The sequence below is a fragment of the Nostoc sp. C117 genome, from assembly GCF_043099735.1.
Classification (GTDB): Bacteria; Cyanobacteriota; Cyanobacteriia; order Cyanobacteriales; family Nostocaceae; genus Nostoc.
This window is the reverse complement of record NZ_CP170991.1, coordinates 1931186-1951823: the sequence shown is the minus strand read 5'-3', so window position 1 is coordinate 1951823 and position 20638 is coordinate 1931186. Positions and strand designations below refer to the sequence as shown.

At 40.1% G+C, this 20638-nt stretch carries 19 protein-coding genes; 10 read left to right on the top strand and 9 right to left on the bottom strand.

All coding sequences use genetic code 11. The annotated features are described in order from the left end of the window. Positions 1-43 precede the first annotated feature (43 nt). The gene (locus ACFG4S_RS09130; protein ID WP_392534496.1) at positions 44-1531 is read left to right on the top strand and encodes a M16 family metallopeptidase; all 1488 of its coding nucleotides are present in this window, start codon (positions 44-46) and stop codon (positions 1529-1531) included. 390 nt (positions 1532-1921) lie between these two features. Here ACFG4S_RS09130 and ACFG4S_RS09125 read toward each other — a convergent pair whose 3' ends face one another. Then, complete coding sequence (locus ACFG4S_RS09125) at positions 1922-3472, bottom strand: metallophosphoesterase (RefSeq protein WP_392534495.1); 1551 nt, start codon at positions 3470-3472, stop codon at positions 1922-1924. A 208-nt stretch (positions 3473-3680) separates the two neighbouring features. Further along, positions 3681-4652, bottom strand: a complete 972-nt coding sequence (locus tag ACFG4S_RS09120) for a YegS/Rv2252/BmrU family lipid kinase (RefSeq protein WP_392534494.1) — start codon at positions 4650-4652, stop codon at positions 3681-3683. Positions 4653-5405: 753 nt separating this feature from the next. On the opposite strand from ACFG4S_RS09120, the gene ACFG4S_RS09115 reads away from it, so the two are divergent. Then, positions 5406-6014, top strand: a complete 609-nt coding sequence (locus ACFG4S_RS09115) for a sterol desaturase family protein (protein ID WP_392534493.1) — start codon at positions 5406-5408, stop codon at positions 6012-6014. Positions 6015-6101: 87 nt separating this feature from the next. Here ACFG4S_RS09115 and crtR read toward each other — a convergent pair whose 3' ends face one another. Continuing rightward, positions 6102-7154: a beta-carotene hydroxylase gene (gene crtR, locus ACFG4S_RS09110; RefSeq protein ID WP_392534492.1), complete on the bottom strand. Its 1053-nt coding sequence runs from the start codon at positions 7152-7154 to the stop codon at positions 6102-6104. Between the two features lie 1051 nt (positions 7155-8205). Here crtR and ACFG4S_RS09105 point away from each other — a divergent pair. Further along, the gene (locus ACFG4S_RS09105) at positions 8206-8628 is read left to right on the top strand and encodes a lysozyme inhibitor LprI family protein (RefSeq protein ID WP_392534491.1); all 423 of its coding nucleotides are present in this window, start codon (positions 8206-8208) and stop codon (positions 8626-8628) included. A 34-nt stretch (positions 8629-8662) separates the two neighbouring features. Here ACFG4S_RS09105 and ACFG4S_RS09100 read toward each other — a convergent pair whose 3' ends face one another. The 3 genes from ACFG4S_RS09100 to ACFG4S_RS09090 all read right to left on the bottom strand — a co-directional run bounded on the left by ACFG4S_RS09100 (position 8663) and on the right by ACFG4S_RS09090 (position 11370). After that, positions 8663-9340, bottom strand: coding sequence for a response regulator transcription factor (locus ACFG4S_RS09100; protein WP_392534490.1), 678 nt, complete (start codon positions 9338-9340; stop codon positions 8663-8665). 448 nt (positions 9341-9788) lie between these two features. Then, entirely contained in the window at positions 9789-10232 is a 444-nt protein-coding gene (locus tag ACFG4S_RS09095; RefSeq protein WP_392534489.1) for an RpiB/LacA/LacB family sugar-phosphate isomerase, read from the bottom strand. A gap of 118 nt (positions 10233-10350) precedes the next feature. Beyond that, complete coding sequence (locus tag ACFG4S_RS09090) at positions 10351-11370, bottom strand: Npun_R2821/Npun_R2822 family protein (protein WP_392534488.1); 1020 nt, start codon at positions 11368-11370, stop codon at positions 10351-10353. A gap of 417 nt (positions 11371-11787) precedes the next feature. On the opposite strand from ACFG4S_RS09090, the gene ACFG4S_RS09085 reads away from it, so the two are divergent. The 3 genes from ACFG4S_RS09085 to ACFG4S_RS09075 all read left to right on the top strand — a co-directional run bounded on the left by ACFG4S_RS09085 (position 11788) and on the right by ACFG4S_RS09075 (position 16090). Next, a complete protein-coding gene (locus ACFG4S_RS09085; RefSeq protein ID WP_392534487.1) occupies positions 11788-13023 on the top strand; it encodes a glycosyltransferase family 4 protein in 1236 nt (411 codons plus the stop codon). 1000 nt (positions 13024-14023) lie between these two features. Continuing rightward, positions 14024-14743, top strand: a complete 720-nt coding sequence (locus ACFG4S_RS09080; RefSeq protein ID WP_392534486.1) for a WecB/TagA/CpsF family glycosyltransferase — start codon at positions 14024-14026, stop codon at positions 14741-14743. A 234-nt stretch (positions 14744-14977) separates the two neighbouring features. Continuing rightward, on the top strand, positions 14978-16090 hold the full coding sequence (locus ACFG4S_RS09075) for a glycosyltransferase family 4 protein (RefSeq protein WP_392534485.1): 1113 nt from the start codon (positions 14978-14980) through the stop codon (positions 16088-16090). Positions 16091-16433: 343 nt separating this feature from the next. On the opposite strand, the gene ACFG4S_RS09070 is transcribed toward ACFG4S_RS09075, so the two are convergent. From ACFG4S_RS09070 to ACFG4S_RS09060, 3 genes are all read right to left on the bottom strand, one after another. Further along, positions 16434-16715 (bottom strand): hypothetical protein, encoded by a 282-nt coding sequence (locus ACFG4S_RS09070; protein WP_392534484.1) that lies wholly within the window; start codon positions 16713-16715, stop codon positions 16434-16436. Then, complete coding sequence (locus ACFG4S_RS09065; protein WP_392534483.1) at positions 16696-16941, bottom strand: hypothetical protein; 246 nt, start codon at positions 16939-16941, stop codon at positions 16696-16698. Before ACFG4S_RS09065 ends, ACFG4S_RS09070 begins: the two co-directional genes overlap by 20 nt. A gap of 282 nt (positions 16942-17223) precedes the next feature. Continuing rightward, the gene (locus ACFG4S_RS09060; RefSeq protein WP_392534482.1) at positions 17224-18654 is read right to left on the bottom strand and encodes an FAD-binding domain-containing protein; all 1431 of its coding nucleotides are present in this window, start codon (positions 18652-18654) and stop codon (positions 17224-17226) included. A gap of 528 nt (positions 18655-19182) precedes the next feature. Between ACFG4S_RS09060 and ACFG4S_RS09055 the strand changes: the two genes are divergently transcribed. The 4 genes from ACFG4S_RS09055 to ACFG4S_RS09040 all read left to right on the top strand — a co-directional run bounded on the left by ACFG4S_RS09055 (position 19183) and on the right by ACFG4S_RS09040 (position 20636). Beyond that, positions 19183-19737 (top strand): cupin domain-containing protein, encoded by a 555-nt coding sequence (locus ACFG4S_RS09055; RefSeq protein WP_392534481.1) that lies wholly within the window; start codon positions 19183-19185, stop codon positions 19735-19737. Between the two features lie 61 nt (positions 19738-19798). Next, positions 19799-20140: a hypothetical protein gene (locus tag ACFG4S_RS09050; protein ID WP_392534480.1), complete on the top strand. Its 342-nt coding sequence runs from the start codon at positions 19799-19801 to the stop codon at positions 20138-20140. Then, a complete protein-coding gene (locus ACFG4S_RS09045; RefSeq protein WP_392534479.1) occupies positions 20118-20300 on the top strand; it encodes a hypothetical protein in 183 nt (60 codons plus the stop codon). The genes ACFG4S_RS09050 and ACFG4S_RS09045 overlap by 23 nt, the downstream gene beginning before the upstream one ends. 99 nt (positions 20301-20399) lie before the next feature. Continuing rightward, on the top strand, positions 20400-20636 hold the full coding sequence (locus ACFG4S_RS09040; RefSeq protein ID WP_392534478.1) for a DUF4351 domain-containing protein: 237 nt from the start codon (positions 20400-20402) through the stop codon (positions 20634-20636). The last annotated feature ends 2 nt before the right edge of the window (positions 20637-20638 follow it).

Below are 20638 nucleotides of genomic sequence, written 5' to 3'. Positions count from 1 at the left end.
CAAACCGCAGAGGAAGAGAGATATGCAAAGGTATAAGAGAAAGATGGCTGTGAAAATCCCAAACGGGAAGAAATTGGTTTATGCGTTGGTTGTGGTTTTGGCGTTTTTACTTTTAACTTCTTGGAATTTTTCTATGGCGGCGACGGCACAGGCAAAGCACTACACTGAGTTGCAGTTGCCACCGCTACCTGAAATTAAGTTACCAAAGTATGAACGGTTTGTTCTGCAAAACGGCTTAATTGTCTATTTGATGGAGGATCATGAGTTACCCTTGGTGAAGGGTACGGCGTTGGTACGAACTGGGAATCGTTTGGAACCTCCGGAAAAGGTCGGGTTGGCTGCTTTTACAGGCGCGGTGATGCGAACTGGAGGAACTAAAAACCATTCGCCCGATCAACTAAATGACATTTTAGAACAACGGGCGGCGGCGGTAGAAACTAGTATTGGCGAAACTGCTGGTAGTGGTAGCTTTGATACCCTGAGTGAAGATTTAGATACGGTGTTTGGGCTGTTTGCTGAAGTATTGCGATCGCCTGTATTTGCTCAAGAAAAGCTAGATTTGGCGAAAACTCAAGCTAAGGGAGGCATTGCGCGTCGCAACGACAATCCAGATAGCATTGCTAGTCGAGAATTTCGCAAATTGATCTATGGGAAAGATAGCCCCTATGGTCGGACAACAGAGTATGCAACGGTAGATAAAGTTTCCCGTGAGGATTTACTCAAGTTTTATCAGCAATATTTCCACCCAAATAATCTGATTTTGGGGATTGTCGGGGATTTTGAACCGAAAAAAATGCGATCGCTCATTGAAGCTAAATTTGGCGACTGGAAGCCGAACCCCAAAATTGCTAAACCCCAATTACCGGAAGTTTCCCCAGCGAATACTAGCGGAGTCTTTTTTGTCAATCAGCCGCAACTAACCCAAAGTAGCGTATTGATGGGGCATTTAGGCGGACAGTACGATAGTCCAGACTATCCAGCGCTGGATGTGTTGAATGAAGTATTAAATGGTTTTGGCGGACGTTTATTTAATGAAGTGCGATCGCGTCAAGGTTTAGCTTACTCTGTATACGGCTACTGGAGTCCCCGTTACGATTATCGTGGAATGTTCGTCGCTGGTGGACAAACGCGATCGGATGCTACTGTGCAGTTTGTCAAAGCCTTACAAGCTGAAATTAAGCGTATTCAAGCTCAACCAGTTACACCAAAGGAACTAGCTTTTGCCAAAGAATCTACACTCAACTCCTTTGTGTTCAACTTTCAAGATCCAGGCCAAACTTTATCACGGTTGATGCAATACGAATATTACGGCTATCCTGCTGATTTTCTCTTCCGCTATCAAAAAGCCGTCGCAGGTACCACAGCCGCCGACGTGCAACGGGTAGCACGAGAATACCTGAAGCCAGAAAATATTGTAACTCTAGTGGTAGGGAATCAAACCGCCATTCAACCACCCTTGACGCAGCTAGCTGCCAAGGTAACACCAATAGATGTGACAATTCCTAACTCACAACCAGAGGCGAAGAATTAGTTCCATAATAGATCCTCCTAAGAGGTTGTTTAAAAAGTGTTTTAATGTGACTTTAGGCACTTTTAGCTCCCCCCTAATACCAGTTCACAATTTGCAATTAAAAAACTTAGATATAGCAATCCTTTCAGGGTTTACATCTGTTTTATAATTTGAGTGAATTGGTATAACCCGGCCTTAAAAAGGCTGCCGTGTATACACAAGTCGGAAATAGGAGTCTGTCAAGATGAATCAGACGCGATGAATCGGGTCTCTACATGAGGGCTTTCTGGCTGATCCCAAGCGTATTGGGGTAAAACTGGTGACTTGTGTATACACAGTAGCCTTTATCAGGAGAGGGATTGAGGGTGAGGTAAGCCAGGGAGATAAATTGTATGTTATTTCTTATTATTCCTAAACGATGAAGGGTTCAAGTTGCCGATTATGCCATTGTCGTTGATACCATTCAGCAACCAAGGGGCGAACAATAAACTTAGGCTGACCTTCGCCTTTAACGTCAATGCGTAAAGCTGAATAAGGTCTTCCCTTGTGAGAACCTTGACCGTTACGACCGATGAAGAGGTGCGATCGCGCCATTAATCTATTCTTTTCTATCAAATCTGCTCCCTCAATTCGCTGGCGTCGCAGACTAAACCCGCTACCGCCACAAACAATCCAATGGATATGAGAATCACCGTGTCCCGTATCCATTGTTTCCAGGTGTTCCAAACAGTGCGCGTGTCCATTTAATACCAAATCGACTAAAGGACGCCCCTGAGTTAGAGAACCTATTTCTTCAGCTACTGCATCCAGTACACCACGAAGGCGATTGCGAATCGCTAGAGTTTGTCCTTGTTGCCACTTCGTCGCCTCAGTCACATAGGGAGGATGATGGAAATAAATCACTCTCCCCCGAACTTCGCTATTATTCCAAGATTCAATTAGTCTGTGCTGAAGCCAGTTGAGTTGTTCCGTGTCAGTCTGCGTTGATTTATCTGTGGCTAATTGCTTATCAATATCAACAATAATTTCTTCAATTTGGGACATCTTGGCTTGGAAATCCTCTAACTCATCCGCCTCGATGGGGTTGTTGGGGTCAAGCTTGGCTGAGGTTTCCATGATTTGCAGCTTTTCTTGCTCTAAATCTTGACGACGTTTTTCTAAAATTTGGCGATCGACTTGGCCTTGTTTTGTTTTTGGTAGAGGTGGTGGGTCGTTAAATGTATTAGAATCCAAGCCAAAAAAGTCAATCCCGCCATAGCGAAAAGTGTAGTAGCGATTGGGGAGGCGCGTGAAGTGCCCTGGTTGATAGCGAAGACAATGACCTGTATCTGTCTTGGCTGTGTAGTACCGATTGAAATGATCCTCTAACTCTGTTGTCAACCCATAGGCTTTGAGATAGTCTAAAAACGCCCGTGCGTAAGCGTCACCTGTATCTGAGCCATGCAAACCGACATCTAAATCTAACCGCGATCGCAACAGACGACGAATCGGTAATGTTGTCAAGGACGCCAAGCTTAAAAAAATCGGCAAGTCATAATAATCATGATTTCCCGGTACAGGTAAGATCGGCAGTTTAAAAATCATCTGGTCATAGGCAATTTGTTTGGGATGCTCTCCACCTAGGAGAAACTCTCGGTAGGGCTGGATAAAGTTTTGCTGATAGTACTCACTCGATCCCACTAAATAGATCACATCCCCAGTGTGTAGCATAAAACGACATTCATTGTGATGGGGCAGCATCAGTTCAGCCACCTGTCGCTGAGGATTTTGTCCCCCATGCCTTCCAGAACCACTATCACCTACAACTAAAAACGAGAACTCACAATCGTCTGCTTGACCATCATCCAACACCAGCCGAGTTTGGTCGATATTGCGTTCCACAATCAACGGGTCTTGCCATCGTACCCGCTGGCTCATTTTCCGAATTTTTTTAGCGATCGCTGGATCGGATACTAATTTCAATGCAACCTAACTCCTAAATGTTGAATTGGAGAGAGTGGGGAGTGGGGCACAGGGGCACAGGAGCGGAGGGGCAGGGGAAGCAGGGGAGGCAGGGGAGGCAGGGGGAGAAATAACCAATGCTCAATGCCCCATGCCCTGAGCGTTCGCGTAGCGTCTCGTACAGAAGCCGAGGGGATGCCCAATCCCCAATCCCCAATCCCCAATCCCCTCACTCTTCTACTGGATTTTTCATTTCAATTGTCAAGTTGGGCAATCCCTCTAATTTTTCTGTAGGCTCAACTTCTTCTACTAGTGGGACAAAAATTTTCAGGCCTGCTGGTACACATTTAACTTCTATCGGTGTTGTACCAACTATTTCACCATCTAGAACAACTTTTTGTGGTGGTTCTGTGGTGATTTTAAATTGTTTGGCTCGCAGGTAACCAATGTCATTTCTTTCTGCTGCGTTACCTGTAGAAGCTGTTTGGAAAAGATGGAATGTAGCAGCGATCGCTCCTGCCTTGTTAGCTGGAGCTACAATCGTCAAATCTAGTAGACCATCATCATAAATCAGACCGGCTGGCCCTTGTGCCAAAACTGAAGTAGGAGGCGCGGCATTTGCAACTGTGACTGCACAGGCACTAGTTTTAATTATTCTATCCTCGGTTTCAATTTCAACATCAAAGTTATGTAAGTTTCTTAATTGCTGAATTCCTGCCAAGACGTAGGCCATCATTCCAAAACGATTCTTGGCATCTCGGTCTGCTAGTTCCACCGTTTCAGCCTCAAAACCAATACCTGCCAAGAGTACCATTGGTCGATCGTTGCAATAGGCTACGTCTACATTCTGGGTTCCTCCCTGCAAAATTGTCTCACACGCAGCTGCGATCGTATCTGGAATTCCTAAAGCTGTGGCAAAAGCGTTTGCTGTACCTCTAGAAATAATACCAAATGGAATACCAGTACTTACCACAGCCGCCGCCGCTGCTGAGAGCGTACCATCTCCCCCCGAAGCAATAATCGCATCAACCCCTCGCTCTACTGCTGCATAAGCCAGGGCATCTGCATCAATTTCCTCAGTTGTCAAATAAATATCTAAATCAATTTCTGGCTCTAATATTGCTCGAATTTCTGCCAGTTCTAATTCTGGGTCACCCTGACCGGCTACTGGATTGAAGATGAGGCAGGCGGAACGATTCATAGGGTATGACAACTAAGCTTGGATCACTAAGATATCAAATTATTTTTAACATTCTTACAAAATTTCGACTTCCTTCTAGCGGCTAGCTTATACTCACCCAAAGTATGTTGGATCAAATTTAACAAATTCTGGAGTATGACAACCTGAGATTTGCTTTAAAAAATAATATCCAAGTTGAGCAAAAACGCTTTTTCACGAACACCGAATATTTTACTGTATTTACAACAAAACAAGGTTAAATAAGCATGTATAATTCAAATTTCAAAATTCATAATCAATAAGTGGGAGACTCAGATTTGCCAATCATTGTTTCCCTTTGTGTCACGTAGTGAAGACCACTGAATCTGTATATTTCAGTGTGGTGTGTCGCCGTTGATTCACCCAGTAGTGACACATAAATTCAGAGTTTAATTCTGGAGCTTGGCACTTTTATTCTTTCTTGTTAAAAATATATTAAGAAATTTAAATATAGTAGAGCTTGAGTATTAAGTATTGTAGGATTAACAGTGGATTTTGTCGATTAATAAATTAAGTGAAAACTTAGCTATTGTGGATATAATCAGCAATTTTATTTCACTAAATTAATATTATGGATGGGTCTAATTGACGAATCACTCATTTTGGTATTATTCCTTTTTCTTATTCTGTATCACTCTTGCCCGATACTTTCTGATAGCTGGGGGAGCATACTTGCTCTTTTATTCAGTTTTGGGAAAGTCCCTTGCTAACAAGAGTTTACGTTTGAAGCCGTTGATGAGTTGTTCCATTCAAAAGGATATCGAATTATCGGTACTCTCGGCAATGGTTTTTGCTATTTCTGGAGCATTTATTGTCTCACAGTATAGTTTGGGAGCAACGCTGTTATACACTGACCTAAACAAATACGGACTATGGTATTTAGTAGCTAGCTTTGTTCTGGTGCTAATTCTTCAAGATACATACTTTTACTTTATCCATCGGATATTTCACCACCCTCGGATTTTTAAATGGATGCATTATGGACACCACCGTTCAGGAGAGCCAACGCCCTGGAGTTCCTCCGCTTTTGATCTGCCTGAGGCGATTGTACAAGCACTTTTTTTTGTCGGTGTGAGCTTCATAGTGCCGCTTCATTTTATCACTTTAGTTGTCGCACTTATAACTATGACCGTGTGGGCAGTGTTTACCCATATTGGATTTGAGGTATTTCCCTCGTCATCTCAAAACTACTGGATTAGCAGGTGGTTTATCGGTTCTATGCATCATTCAATACATCACCGTAAATATAAAGTACATTACGGTTTGTATTTTACGTTCTGGGATAAACTCCTTGGCACTGAAGACTCTAGTTATGAGAATAAAACCCCCACAAGGGAGTTTTAATTTTTTATCAGTCATTGGTCATTAGTGAATAACAAATGACTAATGACAACCTCACAAATTAATATGCTAATTCAAAGACTTAACGACTTACTTCCGATTTTGTGATTCATCTTTATTTTTAGTTGTTTCATGATCGAAGCGAATTCCTACAAAAATATCATAAAGAAACTCTAAAAAGTCTTTTTTTTGTAGTAACCCGGAAGTCTGATAACAGCCTTTTTCATCTAACAAGGGCTTCATCAGATAGTATGTAGACTGATATTTATACCAGGGAACACAAGTCCATAAATGATGAACTAAGTGATAGTTTTGTCCTAAAATCAGGATATTAAGAATAGGGCTGGGGTATACACGAGCATTTTTCCAGCGATCGCGTTCGCTAAAAGGACGATGGGGCAAATAGTCAAAAAATAAGCCCAGTATTAGCCCAACTATCCCAGAAGGTACAACCCAAAAATTGAGGACGTACATTAAAAAATGATATTGAATTGAGATATAAACAATTGCAATAACAATTAAACGGCTGATAAACCATTCTAATAGTTCATATTTACGCCACAATCGTCGCTGAAAGAAAAACACTTCGTGGGACAAAAAACGAAATGCAATTAGCCACAGTGGACCACCTGTAGAAACATAATGGTCTGGGTCATCTTTGGGATCGTTTACATGGGCATGATGCTGCAAATGCACCCGCGTAAACACTGGGAAGACAAATCCTAGCATCAAGGCACTGCCATGTCCTAGCATGGCATTGATGACTCGATTGCGGTGGGCTGATTGATGACAAGCATCATGAATTACTGTACCAGCACAATGTAAAGCAATAACATTAGCGCTAAAGCATATCCAGTCTGGCCAGTGCCAAAGCCAGTAACCACAATTAGATAATACCAACACTGCTACAGATGCCAAAAATAGCAGTAAAGTGGGATTAAAATCACCAGGAGGCGCTAGAAATTCCTTAGGCGGAACTTTTAGCAGTTTTTGTGGCTTTGACGCGATCGCTCCTGGTTCTCTATTTGCTACGTCTTCAAAGTTTTTACCATTTAGCTTTTGATAGTCATCAACGGCTGGGTCAATGATGATTAAGCTTTTGGGTGGGATGTCGTCAAAAAAATTAGGATCTAAAGAGGTCATAATTTTTTCCTGTCGCGGTTCCTTGATAAAGTGAGCTTGAAATCCCGAATTCAGCCAGCACAGAAGAGATTTCTTGCCCCGATTAAAGAGATGAAACCCTGAAAATCTAGCCGATACTGTTCTCTATGAAAATTATGTATCCATTGTTAGAACTATTATGTAGGTAAAATTTTAGATTCCTCGCTACACTAAACGCACCAACAAAATATTTGATTTTTTGTTTCTAGAGTTAGTCCTCTTGCTAATGACGCCAACAACAACGGGATAACTATTGTGGTTTGGTATCGATATTTTTCGATTCACCAAAGCAATGGTTTCTCCCGTGTGCTAAACTTGTGTTTTGTTAACTTGATTTTACGGAAAAACAATTTTCAACAATATAAACAATACAGTTTTTTGATTCATTAACGCAATACTTTTGCCATAATTTAATATGTGAGAGAACTATTTTAGACACAAGTATTATACTTCTAAGAAAAAATCTATATGTTATTTGTTTATGATGTTTAAAGTTTTTATGATAAATTCTAATTTTTAGATTTTATCGAAATAGCAGTTCAGATTCAATGCCGTTTTATGGTATCGAGCTTAAAAGAAGCTAAGCTTTTGAAGCTTCTAGACTTCAATTTGAACAACCAATCAGGGCTGTCTTGAGATTAGAGAGTGGGCAGTAGAGAAGGAAAAATCAGGTATTTTCATCGGGAGTTGCCTATTATAGTCGATTGATATCTCTTGCAAAAGTAATTTTTGCACATTTACAGGGAAAGGGCAAAGGAAAATTTCGTGCCTTTTGCTGACTTCTACAAAAAGTATATGCACAAGCGATCGCTCTGGCGCTTTTCGATTCTCTAAAACTACGCGGACTTTGTTGTCTTGAAGATCTTTCTATATCTAACTGCGATTTATAGTCATTAGATATTTGTGTTTGCAAAATTTGGATTCTCTCAAATTAAGATTCTTGACTGATGAACTGATTTATGTATAGTAGTGGGATAAAGTCAAGGTGACGACTTACGTAGTATACAAATCAACATCAGGTAAAAAGTAATTCATGCATTATTTATCACTCTTGCTAGTAAATGTACTAGCTTTCAGCAGTTTATACACTCCTAGCGTGACAGCAGCAAGCACAACACCGGATTTCCCAAAAATACACTTAGCTCAAAAGCTAAACTGCGATAATGCTCAAACTCAAGCAGCAATTAATGAATGCAGTAAGTTGTCGTATCAAAATGCTGATAAAAAGTTGAACCAAGTGTATCAACAACTTGTACCTAACTTAAACAAAACTAGAAAACAAAAATTGATTGCTGCACAGCAAGCATGGGTTAAGTTTAGAGATAACAATTGTGAGTTTGAAAAAAGTGCATATCAGGGCGGAAGTATAGCCCCTAGCATTTACTTTTCTTGTCTGGAAAATACGACAAAAGAGCGTACTCAACAATTACAGGAATATCTTAAACCCGACCATTAAATAGTTTAAAGAAATATCAATACAGCCTTTGTAGTTATTCGAGTTGCTTGAGACGATAGCCCATACCGTGGACTGTTTCAATAAAATCTTCATCAGCTCCTGCTGCTTTGAGCTTTTGACGCAGACTTCTGAGATGAACTTTGACAGCGTGTTCTTCTGGAGGAGACTCTAGCGACCAAATATGTTCAATAATCACGCTGCGACTCAGAACACGGCGACCATTTCGCAGTAATAACTCTAATATACCGTACTCTTTTGGGGTAAGATGCACCATATTTTTCTCATAGGTCACTTCATAAGTGCTGGGATTGAGATGCAGATTACCCCATTCCAGAATCGGTGGTGATGAAACACTACCTCGACGAAGCAAGGCGCGAATTCGGGCAAATAGTTCTTGCAAATCTACTGGTTTAACGACATAATCATCTGCTCCTGCATCAAGTCCGGTGATTTTATCGCTAACCGTGTCACGCGCAGTCAGCATGAGAACAGGCATACTATAGCTGTGCGATCGCAACCGATGGCATAGACTAATTCCATCGAGTTCTGGCAACATAACATCCAACAGCAGCAAATCATAATCCAGCATTTTTGCTTGATTCCAACCTGCCTCACCATCCGTCACCACATCAACCATATAACGCTGATCTGTCAGCGCTTCTGCTAAAGTTTCAGCAAGGCGTACATCATCTTCAACTAAGAGAATTCGCATAGCATTTTTTTAACAATACAAGTTATGTTTAAAACAATCTGTGAACTCTGATTCAGAAAATATTGCAAAAAGTAACAATTTCTCGATTTCAGTGCTTCTTTCCGATTTCTTTACTATTTCCTGACTAATTTCCTTACTTTTGATATGTCATGCTCAATAGAGCATCTCCTATTTACCAGGAGAAGCAAACTACACCCAACGCCGACCTCAGCAGAAGAGAAGAACACTAATAATTGATAATTCTGCCTAAATCCTAGTATGGTCGGCGATTATGACGCTCCTACCCTGCTCTTAAGTAAGCTCGGCACAACAGGTCGCAGGTAAAACACGTTTAGCTACGCGATCGCCCTGACCTGTTGATGCTTTTATTGAAGTTCAGCAAGCAAGTTTAGGAGGCAGGAGGCACGCGGCTAGCAGTATAATATCAGCCTTATTTACTCTCTGCTCCTCATTTCTCTAGCTGTCGAATCCGCTTTATTTGTAACAAGTTCCAGTCATCTTCAGAATAAGGCGTGCTAAACCAGGCATCTAATATTTCTTTAGCGATCGCTTCTGTAGTTGCACGTAAACTTAATACTAAAACATTGGCATGATTCCAAATGCGGGCGCCCCGTGCCGTCTCAGCATCATGGCACAAAGCAGCACGTATCCCAGAGACTTTATTCGCAGCAATAGATGCACCAGTACCAGTCCAACAAAAGACAATCCCCTCATCGGCTTTCTGAATTGATACTGCTAAAGCAACTTTACTACTGCTGATAGGCCAATCAACTTCTGGAGAATTATCGTCTAGGGAACCAAAAGGTATAACTTCATACCCACGCTGCTTAAGTTCTTTGAGTACCATGTCAGTAAGGTTAGTGCGTTCATCACTGCCAATAGCGATTCTCATGCCTTCCCCTTTAAAAGTAGTCTGCTCTGTTGTCTGATTTTACGATAAGTAGCGACACTTCAAAAAGTGATTAACTGTCGCTACAATGTGCCAAGATTATATTAACAGTCAGACTTATTTAAGAGATCATTCTCTCAAGCTTTTTCCGAGATTTTTTGAGAAACCGATTCATTTGTGACACCATACTAGGATCTCTCAATTGTTTTGGTTTTCGTTCTGGCTCTTTGAGAAATCGATAATGTAAAAACTCATCTCTATAATCAATATTGACAGCTTCTCCTTGACATAAACGAGTAAAATCAATAGAAGAATAGCTCATATAGTGAATGCGATGAATTGGTTTTAAGCCATCTTGATTATAAAGAATATTATTAATATTTATGAATGGATCTGCATTAGCACAATTACCTGTTCTATCTTGAGCATTGTGACTGAGGGTAAAGTTAAAGATTCGGGGATCGCCGTATAAAGTTATATAACCGAATATGCCAGAACTAGACCACCAAGAACCTTCACGAATCCATTCAAATTCCCGTTCTTCAATCCATTTTTCTTTGATAATATCTAAATCTTTGCCGCCGAAAAGCAAACGTTTTGAACCAAAAAAGCTATCACAATGGATTTTTTGACGCAAATCAGCTTCTGTTAGCTGCATTACTCTTTCCAAGACATCAAGATTTAATTGTGTTTTCTCTCTAGGTTTAGCATGTTCCCAATCATTAAACACTAAATCATAAGTATCCAGCTTTTGAATAATATCATCAATTGGTTTCATGGCTAAACTATCAGCATCATAAAACACAAATTTCTCAAACTCGCCATTAAAAGAAGCAAACTTTCGGTGTACAAAGCCTTTGTACCACCCAGGACGATTTAACTTAGATTCATTTGCCCTTGGATGAGCATCCCAAAGCTGATTTACAAAATTATCCCAGCGATGAATTGCTTCCCAATCCTCAAAAAGTGTGACATTTCTTCTAGACTTTATTTCCTGCTTAACCAAATCTAATTGCTGATTATAAGGAATCACACAAACAGGGATATCTTTTCCAACATTTACCTCAATGCTGTTTAGCAAAGCAACTAGTTGGTCATATACAGCGTCATTGGCAAGTGTATAAATACCAAATGATTTCATTTTGCTAAATCCTACTTAACATATAGAGTACTTTGTTCGCTTGTACTGAGTAATTTTCATCGAAGCCGACGGGAAACCCATTCCAACAAGAGAGGTGGGAGGGATAGCCGACACCTTATAAGTGTTAACGTGAAATCTCGTCCCCTTTTAGTGGTGATGTGAGCTTAATTACTTAGCATTTTTGACTCAGCACTTTTTCAGTGACAGTTATATACTGTCTTACACTTAACTGTAAAAACAACAGTTAACGGGTAACTATACAGTAAATTTACCATTGTGGTGTGTCAAAAGGCAACTAGCTTTTTATTTACTTTAATTTATAAAAATTTTACGAATAAGATATTAAGGGATACTTGTGATGACATACAACCAATAATCAGGTCATGGTGTATGTATCACATTTGATGCATTACCTATATGAACATCTTAATGCTATCTTCGACGTTTCCCTATCCACCAACAAGGGGGGGAACCCAAGTCAGGACATTTAATTTACTTAAGTACTTAAGTCAAAACCATAGTGTTACCCTTGTCACTCAACGCGAAAGTGATGTTACAGATGTAGAACTAAGTGAATTACGCGATCGCGTCAATCGTTTGGTAGTTTTCGATCGCCCGCCTGATTCTCCAACCACAGCCGGAATCTTGAAGAAGCTCCAGCGCTTTGGTAACTTCTTATTACAAGGGACACCACCAAGCGTACTCAACCGCTATTCAGTTGAAATGCAAACGTGGGTTAACAATTGGGTAAAAGCAGGAAAATGTGATGTGATTACCTGCGAACATAGCGTTAATGAAATTTATGTGCAGCCACATTTTCAGAAACAGCTAAAAACTATAGTTAATGTTCATAGTTCTGTTTACGCTACTTGTCGGAATCAACTCACAACAGGTATTTCCGAAAATTCAGTTAGAGACAAAATTAATCTCCCACTTCTGCGTCGTTATGAGCAAAACTACTGTGCTAAATTCTCAGCAATTGTTGTGACAACAGAAGAAGATAAAATTCAAATCCAAGAATTTAATCCCAATAGTCAAATTACAGTTATTCCCAATGGTGTAGATTTTGTTTCGTTCCCCAATCGTACCAGCGATCCAGGAGGACATCGTTTAATTTTTATTGGTGCAATGGATAATCTGGCGAATATTGATGCTGTCTGCTTTTTCAGCAATCAAGTATTACCAGAAATTCAAAAACATTATCCTGATACAACTTTCGATATTGTTGGTTCTCATCCTGCACCAGAAGTTTTAGCACTTAATAAAAAAGTAGGAATTAATGTGACTGGGCGTGTACCTTCAATGGTAGAATATTTACATAAAGCTACAATCTGCGTTGTCCCGATGCGGACTGGGTTTGGCATTAAAAATAAGACTCTAGAGGCAATGGCAGCTGGCGTACCGATAGTAGGAAGCGATCGCGGTTTAGAAGGATTAGCTGTAGACAGTAATACCACATCCCTACGAGCATTACGAGCCAATGAACCTGCGGAGTACGTCAGCGCAATTAGTCAGTTATTCGATAATCCAGATCTGCGATCGCAATTGTCTCACAACGGCAGACAACTAGTAGAAACAGAATTTACTTGGGATATCGCCGGTAAAAGCTATGAAGAAGTTTGTCTTCGCAAAGATATACCCTCTGACAGTTGACGGTTGACGGTTGACGGTTGACGGTTGAGGGGTTTTCTGTCATCAGTCATCAGTCATCAGTCATCAGTTTTTATTAATACTTCTTACATAGTTGCCTTCTGCGTTCTCTCCTCTGCCTTTGTTTGTAATTTATTTATTTATCCTAAAATTATTTGTAATACACAGTGATTCAATCTGATTCTACATATTACATGGTAGATCGTTATCTATAACAATTTTTTTTTAATAGCCAGGCTTATTTGAAATTGATTATTCAGCATAATTCTCAAGGTTTGCCAGCTTTAGTCAGTTAGTTTCGCTCTCAATATATTGATAATCATTATTATAAGCAAAACTACCCCACATGTTCCTATTAACTTGTTAATATGGTAAAAATACTGTAAGAAGTCTTACGGATAAATCCCAGTTTATGTGAAATATTTGCATTATCTTTACATATTCTTTATGTAATGGTGGATGTATCCAAGTAAAAATCAAATATTATAATTATTAAAGGCCAAATAAACCAAAAAATCAGCGTGTTTATACGCAAAAATTCTAATATACAATATGCGACATAGTAATATTACTTAGCAAAAAACGATGATTTACAGAGGCAAAATAATTTTGTCTGTGTATTTCTCATGACCGAAAAAAGCAACGGTTTAAACCCTCCATCAAAATCTTTGATTTAGTGGTCTCACATTTTTATGGGCTTCCGACCCATTGAAAATTGTTACCTTTTCCGCCTCTGACTTGAAAGTGCTGTTAACGGATAGCTAAGGTTTAGCCCATGCGGAGTAAAAATCTAACTTCCCAGCCTCAGTATCTAAAAGATTTTCATCTTTGGCTTTTGAAACCTGCTTCATCGGGACTGCCTTCTTTACCGACAATCCAGTTTTGTACTCACTTAGAGGGCAGTTTTCCATAAGTTTTGTAATGTCGCATCTCCAAACTTGAAATGACAGGCTTGATTTATATGGCAGACCGAGTTAATTTTCTAAACACCGACTTTGATCGTATGTCCTCTTCGGAAGCGATCGAAGTTCTACTGACGTGGTTGTTAAAGCGAAAGGGTGGACGTGTATGCTATGCCAACAGTCATACGATGGTAACTGCTGCCAAAAACCCAGCACTAGTGGAGGCCTTAGAGAAAAGCGACTTTTTGTTCCCAGACGGAAGTGGAGTTCTATGGGGTAGTGCCTTATGTGGTAAACCATTGGTGCATAACCTCAATGGGACTGATTTAGTTCCAGTTCTATGCAAAAATGGGGCACCCAAAGGTCTATCACTCTATCTTCTAGGTGCCAAACCTGGCGTAGCTGAAGAAGCGGCGGCTAACTTGGCGAAGGCTTATCCTGGACTAGTAATTACAGGAACTCAGCATGGCTATTTCTCCCCAGCAGAAACCCCGCAAGTGTTGGATAAAATCCGAGCAGCTCGTCCGCACCTACTGTTAATAGCGATGGGTGTACCGCTACAGGAGATTTGGATTAACCAATACGCCAATGAACTACCTGGTATTACTTGCATGGGTGTAGGAGGGCTGTTTGATTTTATTGCTAAACGTGTACCTCGTGCCCCACGTCCAATTCGTGCTATTGGAATGGAGTGGGTATGGCGACTAGCAATGGAACCAAGTCGGATGTGGCAGCGCTATCTCATCGGCAACTTTGTATTCTTGCGTTTGCTGTTGATCTATGCCTTTGTTTCTTCAAATCAAGATGAACAAACAATCTAAAAATAAAAACTTATTGCTTACCATTATCGGACTAGTACCACAAGGCAAAATTCAAAATTCAAAATGAATGCAGCGTAAGTGTTTCATAGTTACTCAGCTTGCCGTTGGTGCCAGCCTCTCCAAGAGTTGTATTGATTTTGAATGGCTAGTTTATTTACGCCGTGTTGTACTAGTACGGCTTTTTTGTTTTAAGCAGCTAAAATAAAAACACTATACAGAAATAAGCTAAAAATTATGCTGGTTAAAATAGCAATGGTGGGTTCAAGCTTAAATCAAAATGGAGGTATAGCAACTTGTCAAAAACTTATCGTAAAGCACGCTCCAACTGAGTTACAGATTGAACATATTACTAGTTTTAATGATGGATCAATGGGATCAAAATTAATAATATTTGCACAAGCTTTAATCAAGCTACTACAGATATTTATATTTCAAAAAACTGATATTGTACATATTCATGTTTCCGAACGTGGGAGTATTTTAAGAAAATCAATTATTGCCCTCATTGCTTTTGGTTTTCGCAAGCCAGTTTTGATACATGCTCATGGTGCTGAATTTCACTTAAATTACCCTCAGCTTCCTCAATTTGCAAAGCAGTTAGTGGCTAAAATATTTCGTCAATCCAATGGTTTGATTGTTTTATCAAATTCTTGGAAAGAGTACTATGTTCTGAATTTAGGTTTAAATCCACAACAAGTTTTTGTGCTGTCTAACCCAACAGAAATTTCCCAACATCTAAATAAAAATAAAGATAACAATAAAGTAACTTTACTCTTTTGTGGGCGAGTTGGTGAACGTAAAGGAACCTTCGATTTGATTAAAGCATTTGCAAACCTACCTACCGAGCAAAAAAACTGTGCTGAGTTGATTATTGCTGGAGATGGAGATATAGAACAAGGGCAAAAGCTCATTGAGACTCTAAATATTTCCGAATATGTGACTTTTTTGGGTTGGGTAAACTCAGAACAACGCGACAAACTTTTAGCTAAAGCTGATATATTTTTATTACCCTCTTACAATGAAGGCTTGCCTATGGCAATACTTGAAGCAATGAGTTGGGAATTACCTGTAATTACTACACCGGTTGGAGGAATTCCCGAACTAATAATCTCTAATGAGAATGGCTTACTAGTTGAACCAGGCGATGTTCAAAATTTATCATTAGCAATGCAATCTTTAATTAGTAACGAGCAATTAAGGCTGACACTAGGTAAATCTGCGAGAAAAAGTGTAATGCCATTTGATATCAAAAATTATATAAAATCGTTGCTTAATATTTATTGCTTAGTTATTGATAGTTACAAAAAAAACAGTCTATATCAAGACAAAGCCTTCAGTGATAACTAATATAACGATTCTCGCTCAAATGAGGTGCATCCTTGAAACTCAAGCTTTATATATGAAGTATAGTTATACCTTAGCGATCGCCTCAAAATCATATTTTGATTTTTGAAATTATCTAAGTGGTGCGTGAGCAGCAGCGCAAGCGGGATAAGCCAGGAGTAGGGAGGAGGGAATAGGAAATCAGACTTTTCGATTTGTACGGAGCTTTTTTAGAAATCAAATATTAGTCCTTTAGTATTTTGTTTTGTTAAAGGATTAAATTGATAAGTGTTAAAGGAAAAAAGAGAGGTATTACTCTTTTTTCCCAGTCCAAGCAGCGTTTTTTACTAGCAAAAATGAATGTATCTCAATTATTTTCAAAACCAACCGCAGAATTTAACAAAAGTAAATTTTTCTGCCTACGCTTATTCTTATTCTTCCGGGTCGCTAAATAATTATCAACGTAGCGAAAAGCCGCGGCACAGTCGTAATCAGCAATAGATATAGCTTGCAAGAAAACCTTTGAGGGAATTTCAAACCCTAAAAATTTTTCTGTTAAAATTAACAAATCTTGATCGGTGGCAGGAAAAGTAATTTCTTCTTCCTCTTCTGAATCAGAAAATATATCTTCAATTAATGCTTTGTACACTTTGTACCTCCCCAAATGCATAAGATGCAAAGCCAGTAATAAAATTTAGCTGCTGATCGCGAGTTTGTAAGTTAACTGGGAGTTCAGTACCAGGGCATCCTATCTCCCGCAAAATTTCTAAACAATAAGCACCGAGTTTAGTGTATGGAGCTTGCTCCAATTCTTGAGCTACCTCTTGAGCCATCTCCTGATTGACTTGTATAACCGTTTTTACAGGGTTGGTCATAAACATGCCCTAATAAACTGGATGCTCTAAGTTTTGATCAGAAGCACAAATTGCGTAACGGTGTTTTTGCGGAATTTATGAAGAGGGGAAATTAAAATATCAGCGCATTTGCGGTAAGGCATCCGAAATTATAAATTTACTGCAAAAGGACTGCAACCTTGCTCAAGCCTGATTCTCAGTGAATTACAGGACAAATTTATAGGGGTACAATAATCTGTCCCCCTAAGATAGATTGCTATAAACATTAAAAAATTAACAATTTTGTTCAACCTTCAGCACTACTCATGCTTTTTGTTGTTGATAACGCTGTTTAAACTGCTGTTGCTGTATCTTATGATCCACAATTGGTTCAGGATAGCCAACAGCATGGCGTTCTAAAGGTGAAATTTTACCAGTAACTAAATATTCGGTATCCACTGAGCGTAATTCTGAAACCCATTGCCGAATATATTCCCCATCTGGATCGAATTTTTGGGATTGACTGGCTGGGTTGAAAATTCGCACGGGTTTGGGGTCCATACCGCTAGAAGCACTCCATTGCCAACCCCCATTATTAGCAGATAAATCACCGTCAATCAGCTTTTGCATAAAATATTTTTCTCCTAGTTGGGGATTAATTAGCAAATCTTTGGTGAGAAAACTAGCGACAATCATCCGACAACGGTTATGCATCCAGCCGCTTTCATTCAACTGGCGCATGGCTGCATCCACAATGGGGTAGCCAGTTCTCCCCTCGCACCAAGCTTGGTAATGTTCTTCGTTAGTTTCCCAAGGAAAGTTTTTGAAAGTGTCGCGGAAAGCACCTTCAGCCAATTCGGGGAAATTATACATTGCATGTTGATAAAACTCCCGCCAAGCTAGTTCCTGTTGCCATGTGCGGATATTAACTGCTGTTTCATCACTGCGGCTGTTTTCTAGTGCTTCTATGGTGGCTTGCCAAACAGTGCGAATACCGATCGCGCCAAATTTCAAAGCTGCACTCAGTTGCGATGTTCCTTCAACTGCGGGGAAATTCCGCTGTTCTTGGTATTCAGTAATGGCTTTAGCAGTAAATTCCTCTAGGCGTTCTTGTGCTGCTGCCTCTCCTGGTGCAATAATTAGTTCTCCATCCCAAATAAATCCTAAATCTTTGGCTGAAGGTAATGCGTTCGCTCCTGCAAGTTTGGCAATTTTCTCTTCAGCTTCCGTTAACCCTTCGGCATTTTGTAGAGTTTCTACTGGTTGACTCTTGGGTTTGGTAATCCAATTTTTCCAAAAGGGCGTATAAACCGTATAAGGTTGATTACTACCTGTACGTATCTCTTCGGGGGAATTGAGGATTTGATCCCAATTTTGATGAAGAAACTGAATACCTTTTTCTTTGAGGGAATTTATAATGGTGCGATCGCGTTTTTGGGAATAAGGGTCTACATCCCAGTTCCAAAAAACAGCTTTGGCATTCATTGCCTCTGCTAAAGCTGGTATGGCTTGCACCGGATTGTTATGGAGTATTAGCAACTGGCTGCCAACTTCGGCATATCGCTGTTGTAGTTTCTCCAAACAGCCAATCATATAAGTTACCCTCACCGGAGCAACATCATCTCGTTCCAAAATATGCGGATCGAGGCAAAATACCCCCACCACTTTCGGACTCTGCCGTCTTGCCGCAGCCAACCCGGTATTATCAGAAACACGTAAATCACGCCGATGCCAAAACAAAATTAAGTCAGACATTCCACACTGGATATAGTTCACCCGTACTAGCTTAGATGCTAGTGGTACCAATAAACATCATTCTGCTGATAAATTTATTCTGTGAGGGACTAGGGACTGGGGAGCATCCCAATTTTGCCAAAATCATAGGACTGGTACACAAACCCTGTACAAACCTCTTGACTTTGCGTTCTTCGCGTCCTTTGCGGTTCGTTATTTCATTAGACCTCTTGCAAAAATCGTTGAATCACCCCTCCCCAACCCTCCCCTTCACAAGGGGAGGGGGCGATATTTCAAGTTTCCCCCCAATATATCGGGGGGATTAAGGGGGTCTATTCGACTTATGCAAGAGGTCTATTCTCCGCCTAAGTCCAAATACCGTATAAAAATAAACTTGCACATTTGGGATGCTCTCAGGAAATAAATATAAATATTTAGAAATACTTTCTCAATACCCAGTCCCAAATCCCCGGTTTGTCAATCGGTAATAGTGGCTTTTAAATTAAAAATTGAGTATACTCTTGTTAACAATTAATTAGTCTTTTTGTCATGGCTAACCTATTACTTGATGACGGTACAATTGAGAGCGATTTAGGTGAAATAACTCGTGAACTTACCCCTCTGGGAATTGAATTCCGACACTACGACCCAGGAACATCGCTTCTCTTCCCGAATCTGGTAGAGCAAGACGTTTTAACTGAGTCTGAGAAGCTTTATACTATGGAACTCCATAACAGCGTCTTTGAATTTATCCAGCAAGAAAATAACGCTGTGTGGTGTGACTTGCTAAATCTGCATCCAGGTTCCCCTAATCTTCATCATCTGATCGCAACTTACAGCCGTTACCATACTCACACTACTCCTGAACCTCTCTATGTGTTGGCAGGAGAAATGATCTATGGCTTCGTGCAACCTGATGGTAGCCAAGTACAGCTTTTAGTTCACGCACAAGACTATCTTTATATCCCCCCTGGTGTTGAGCATTGGTGCAGCCCAACTGCATCGTTGAGTTTTAAAGCAGTACGCTATTTTGCAAATGCAGAGGGATGGGTTCCCAAATATACGGGAACTAAGTTAAGTGATTCGCTCAATAAACCGCGTTAAAGCTCATTTATTTTGTAAGTATATGTAATTTTTATTACTTAATGCTTTAACCAGAACCTCAATGTCTATCGATAACGTTTGCCGCTATCTTTCAGAACAGTATCCCGAAAGTTTTGCTACCTGGTTATTAGGTAAAACTCCAGCAGAAGTTAAAGACCTCAAAACTGAGTTGAGCGTTGAGCCAGTTAGAGCAGACTGCATTATTCTGCTAAATCCCCAACAGGAAATTCTCCATATCGAGTTCCAAGTTGCACCCACTTCAGTCCCGCCGATGCCGATTCGGATGCTAGACTACTATGCAAGATTGCGTCGGCAATACAGTTTTTATACCATTCTACATACAGGTTGTCATCTACCTCAAAGAAACCACTTCAGACGCGGTGTTTATCGAACAATTTACTGATACAAACACAGTTCATCGCTTCCGAGTGATTCGGATTTGGGAGCAAGACCCTGCTCCTTTGTTAGCATTTGTTGGTCTTCTACCTTTAGCAGTTCTAGCGCGAACAGATTCCCCTGAATCTTTGCTAGAGCAAGTTGCTGCTCAGGTAGATAATGATTGAAGAACCAAGCCAGCAGCGAAATATTTCTGCCTGTACTCAGTTGCTTGCAGGGTTAAAATATGACAAAAATTTAATCAGTAGCTTTTGCGGGAGGAGCTTATGCAGGAATCTGTGGTTTATCAAAGAATTATTAGACAAGGAATTGAGCAGGGGAGAAAAGAAGAGGCTCTCTCTGTGGTTGTGCACCAACTGACTCGGCGAATTGGTATAGTTAGTCCAGAATTGCGATCGCCGATTCAAGATTTATCTCTGATTCAATTGGAAGAGTTGAGCGAGGCACTATTAGATTTCTCCACACCAGGAGATTTGATAAGCTGGCTGGAGAATCACCAATAGAC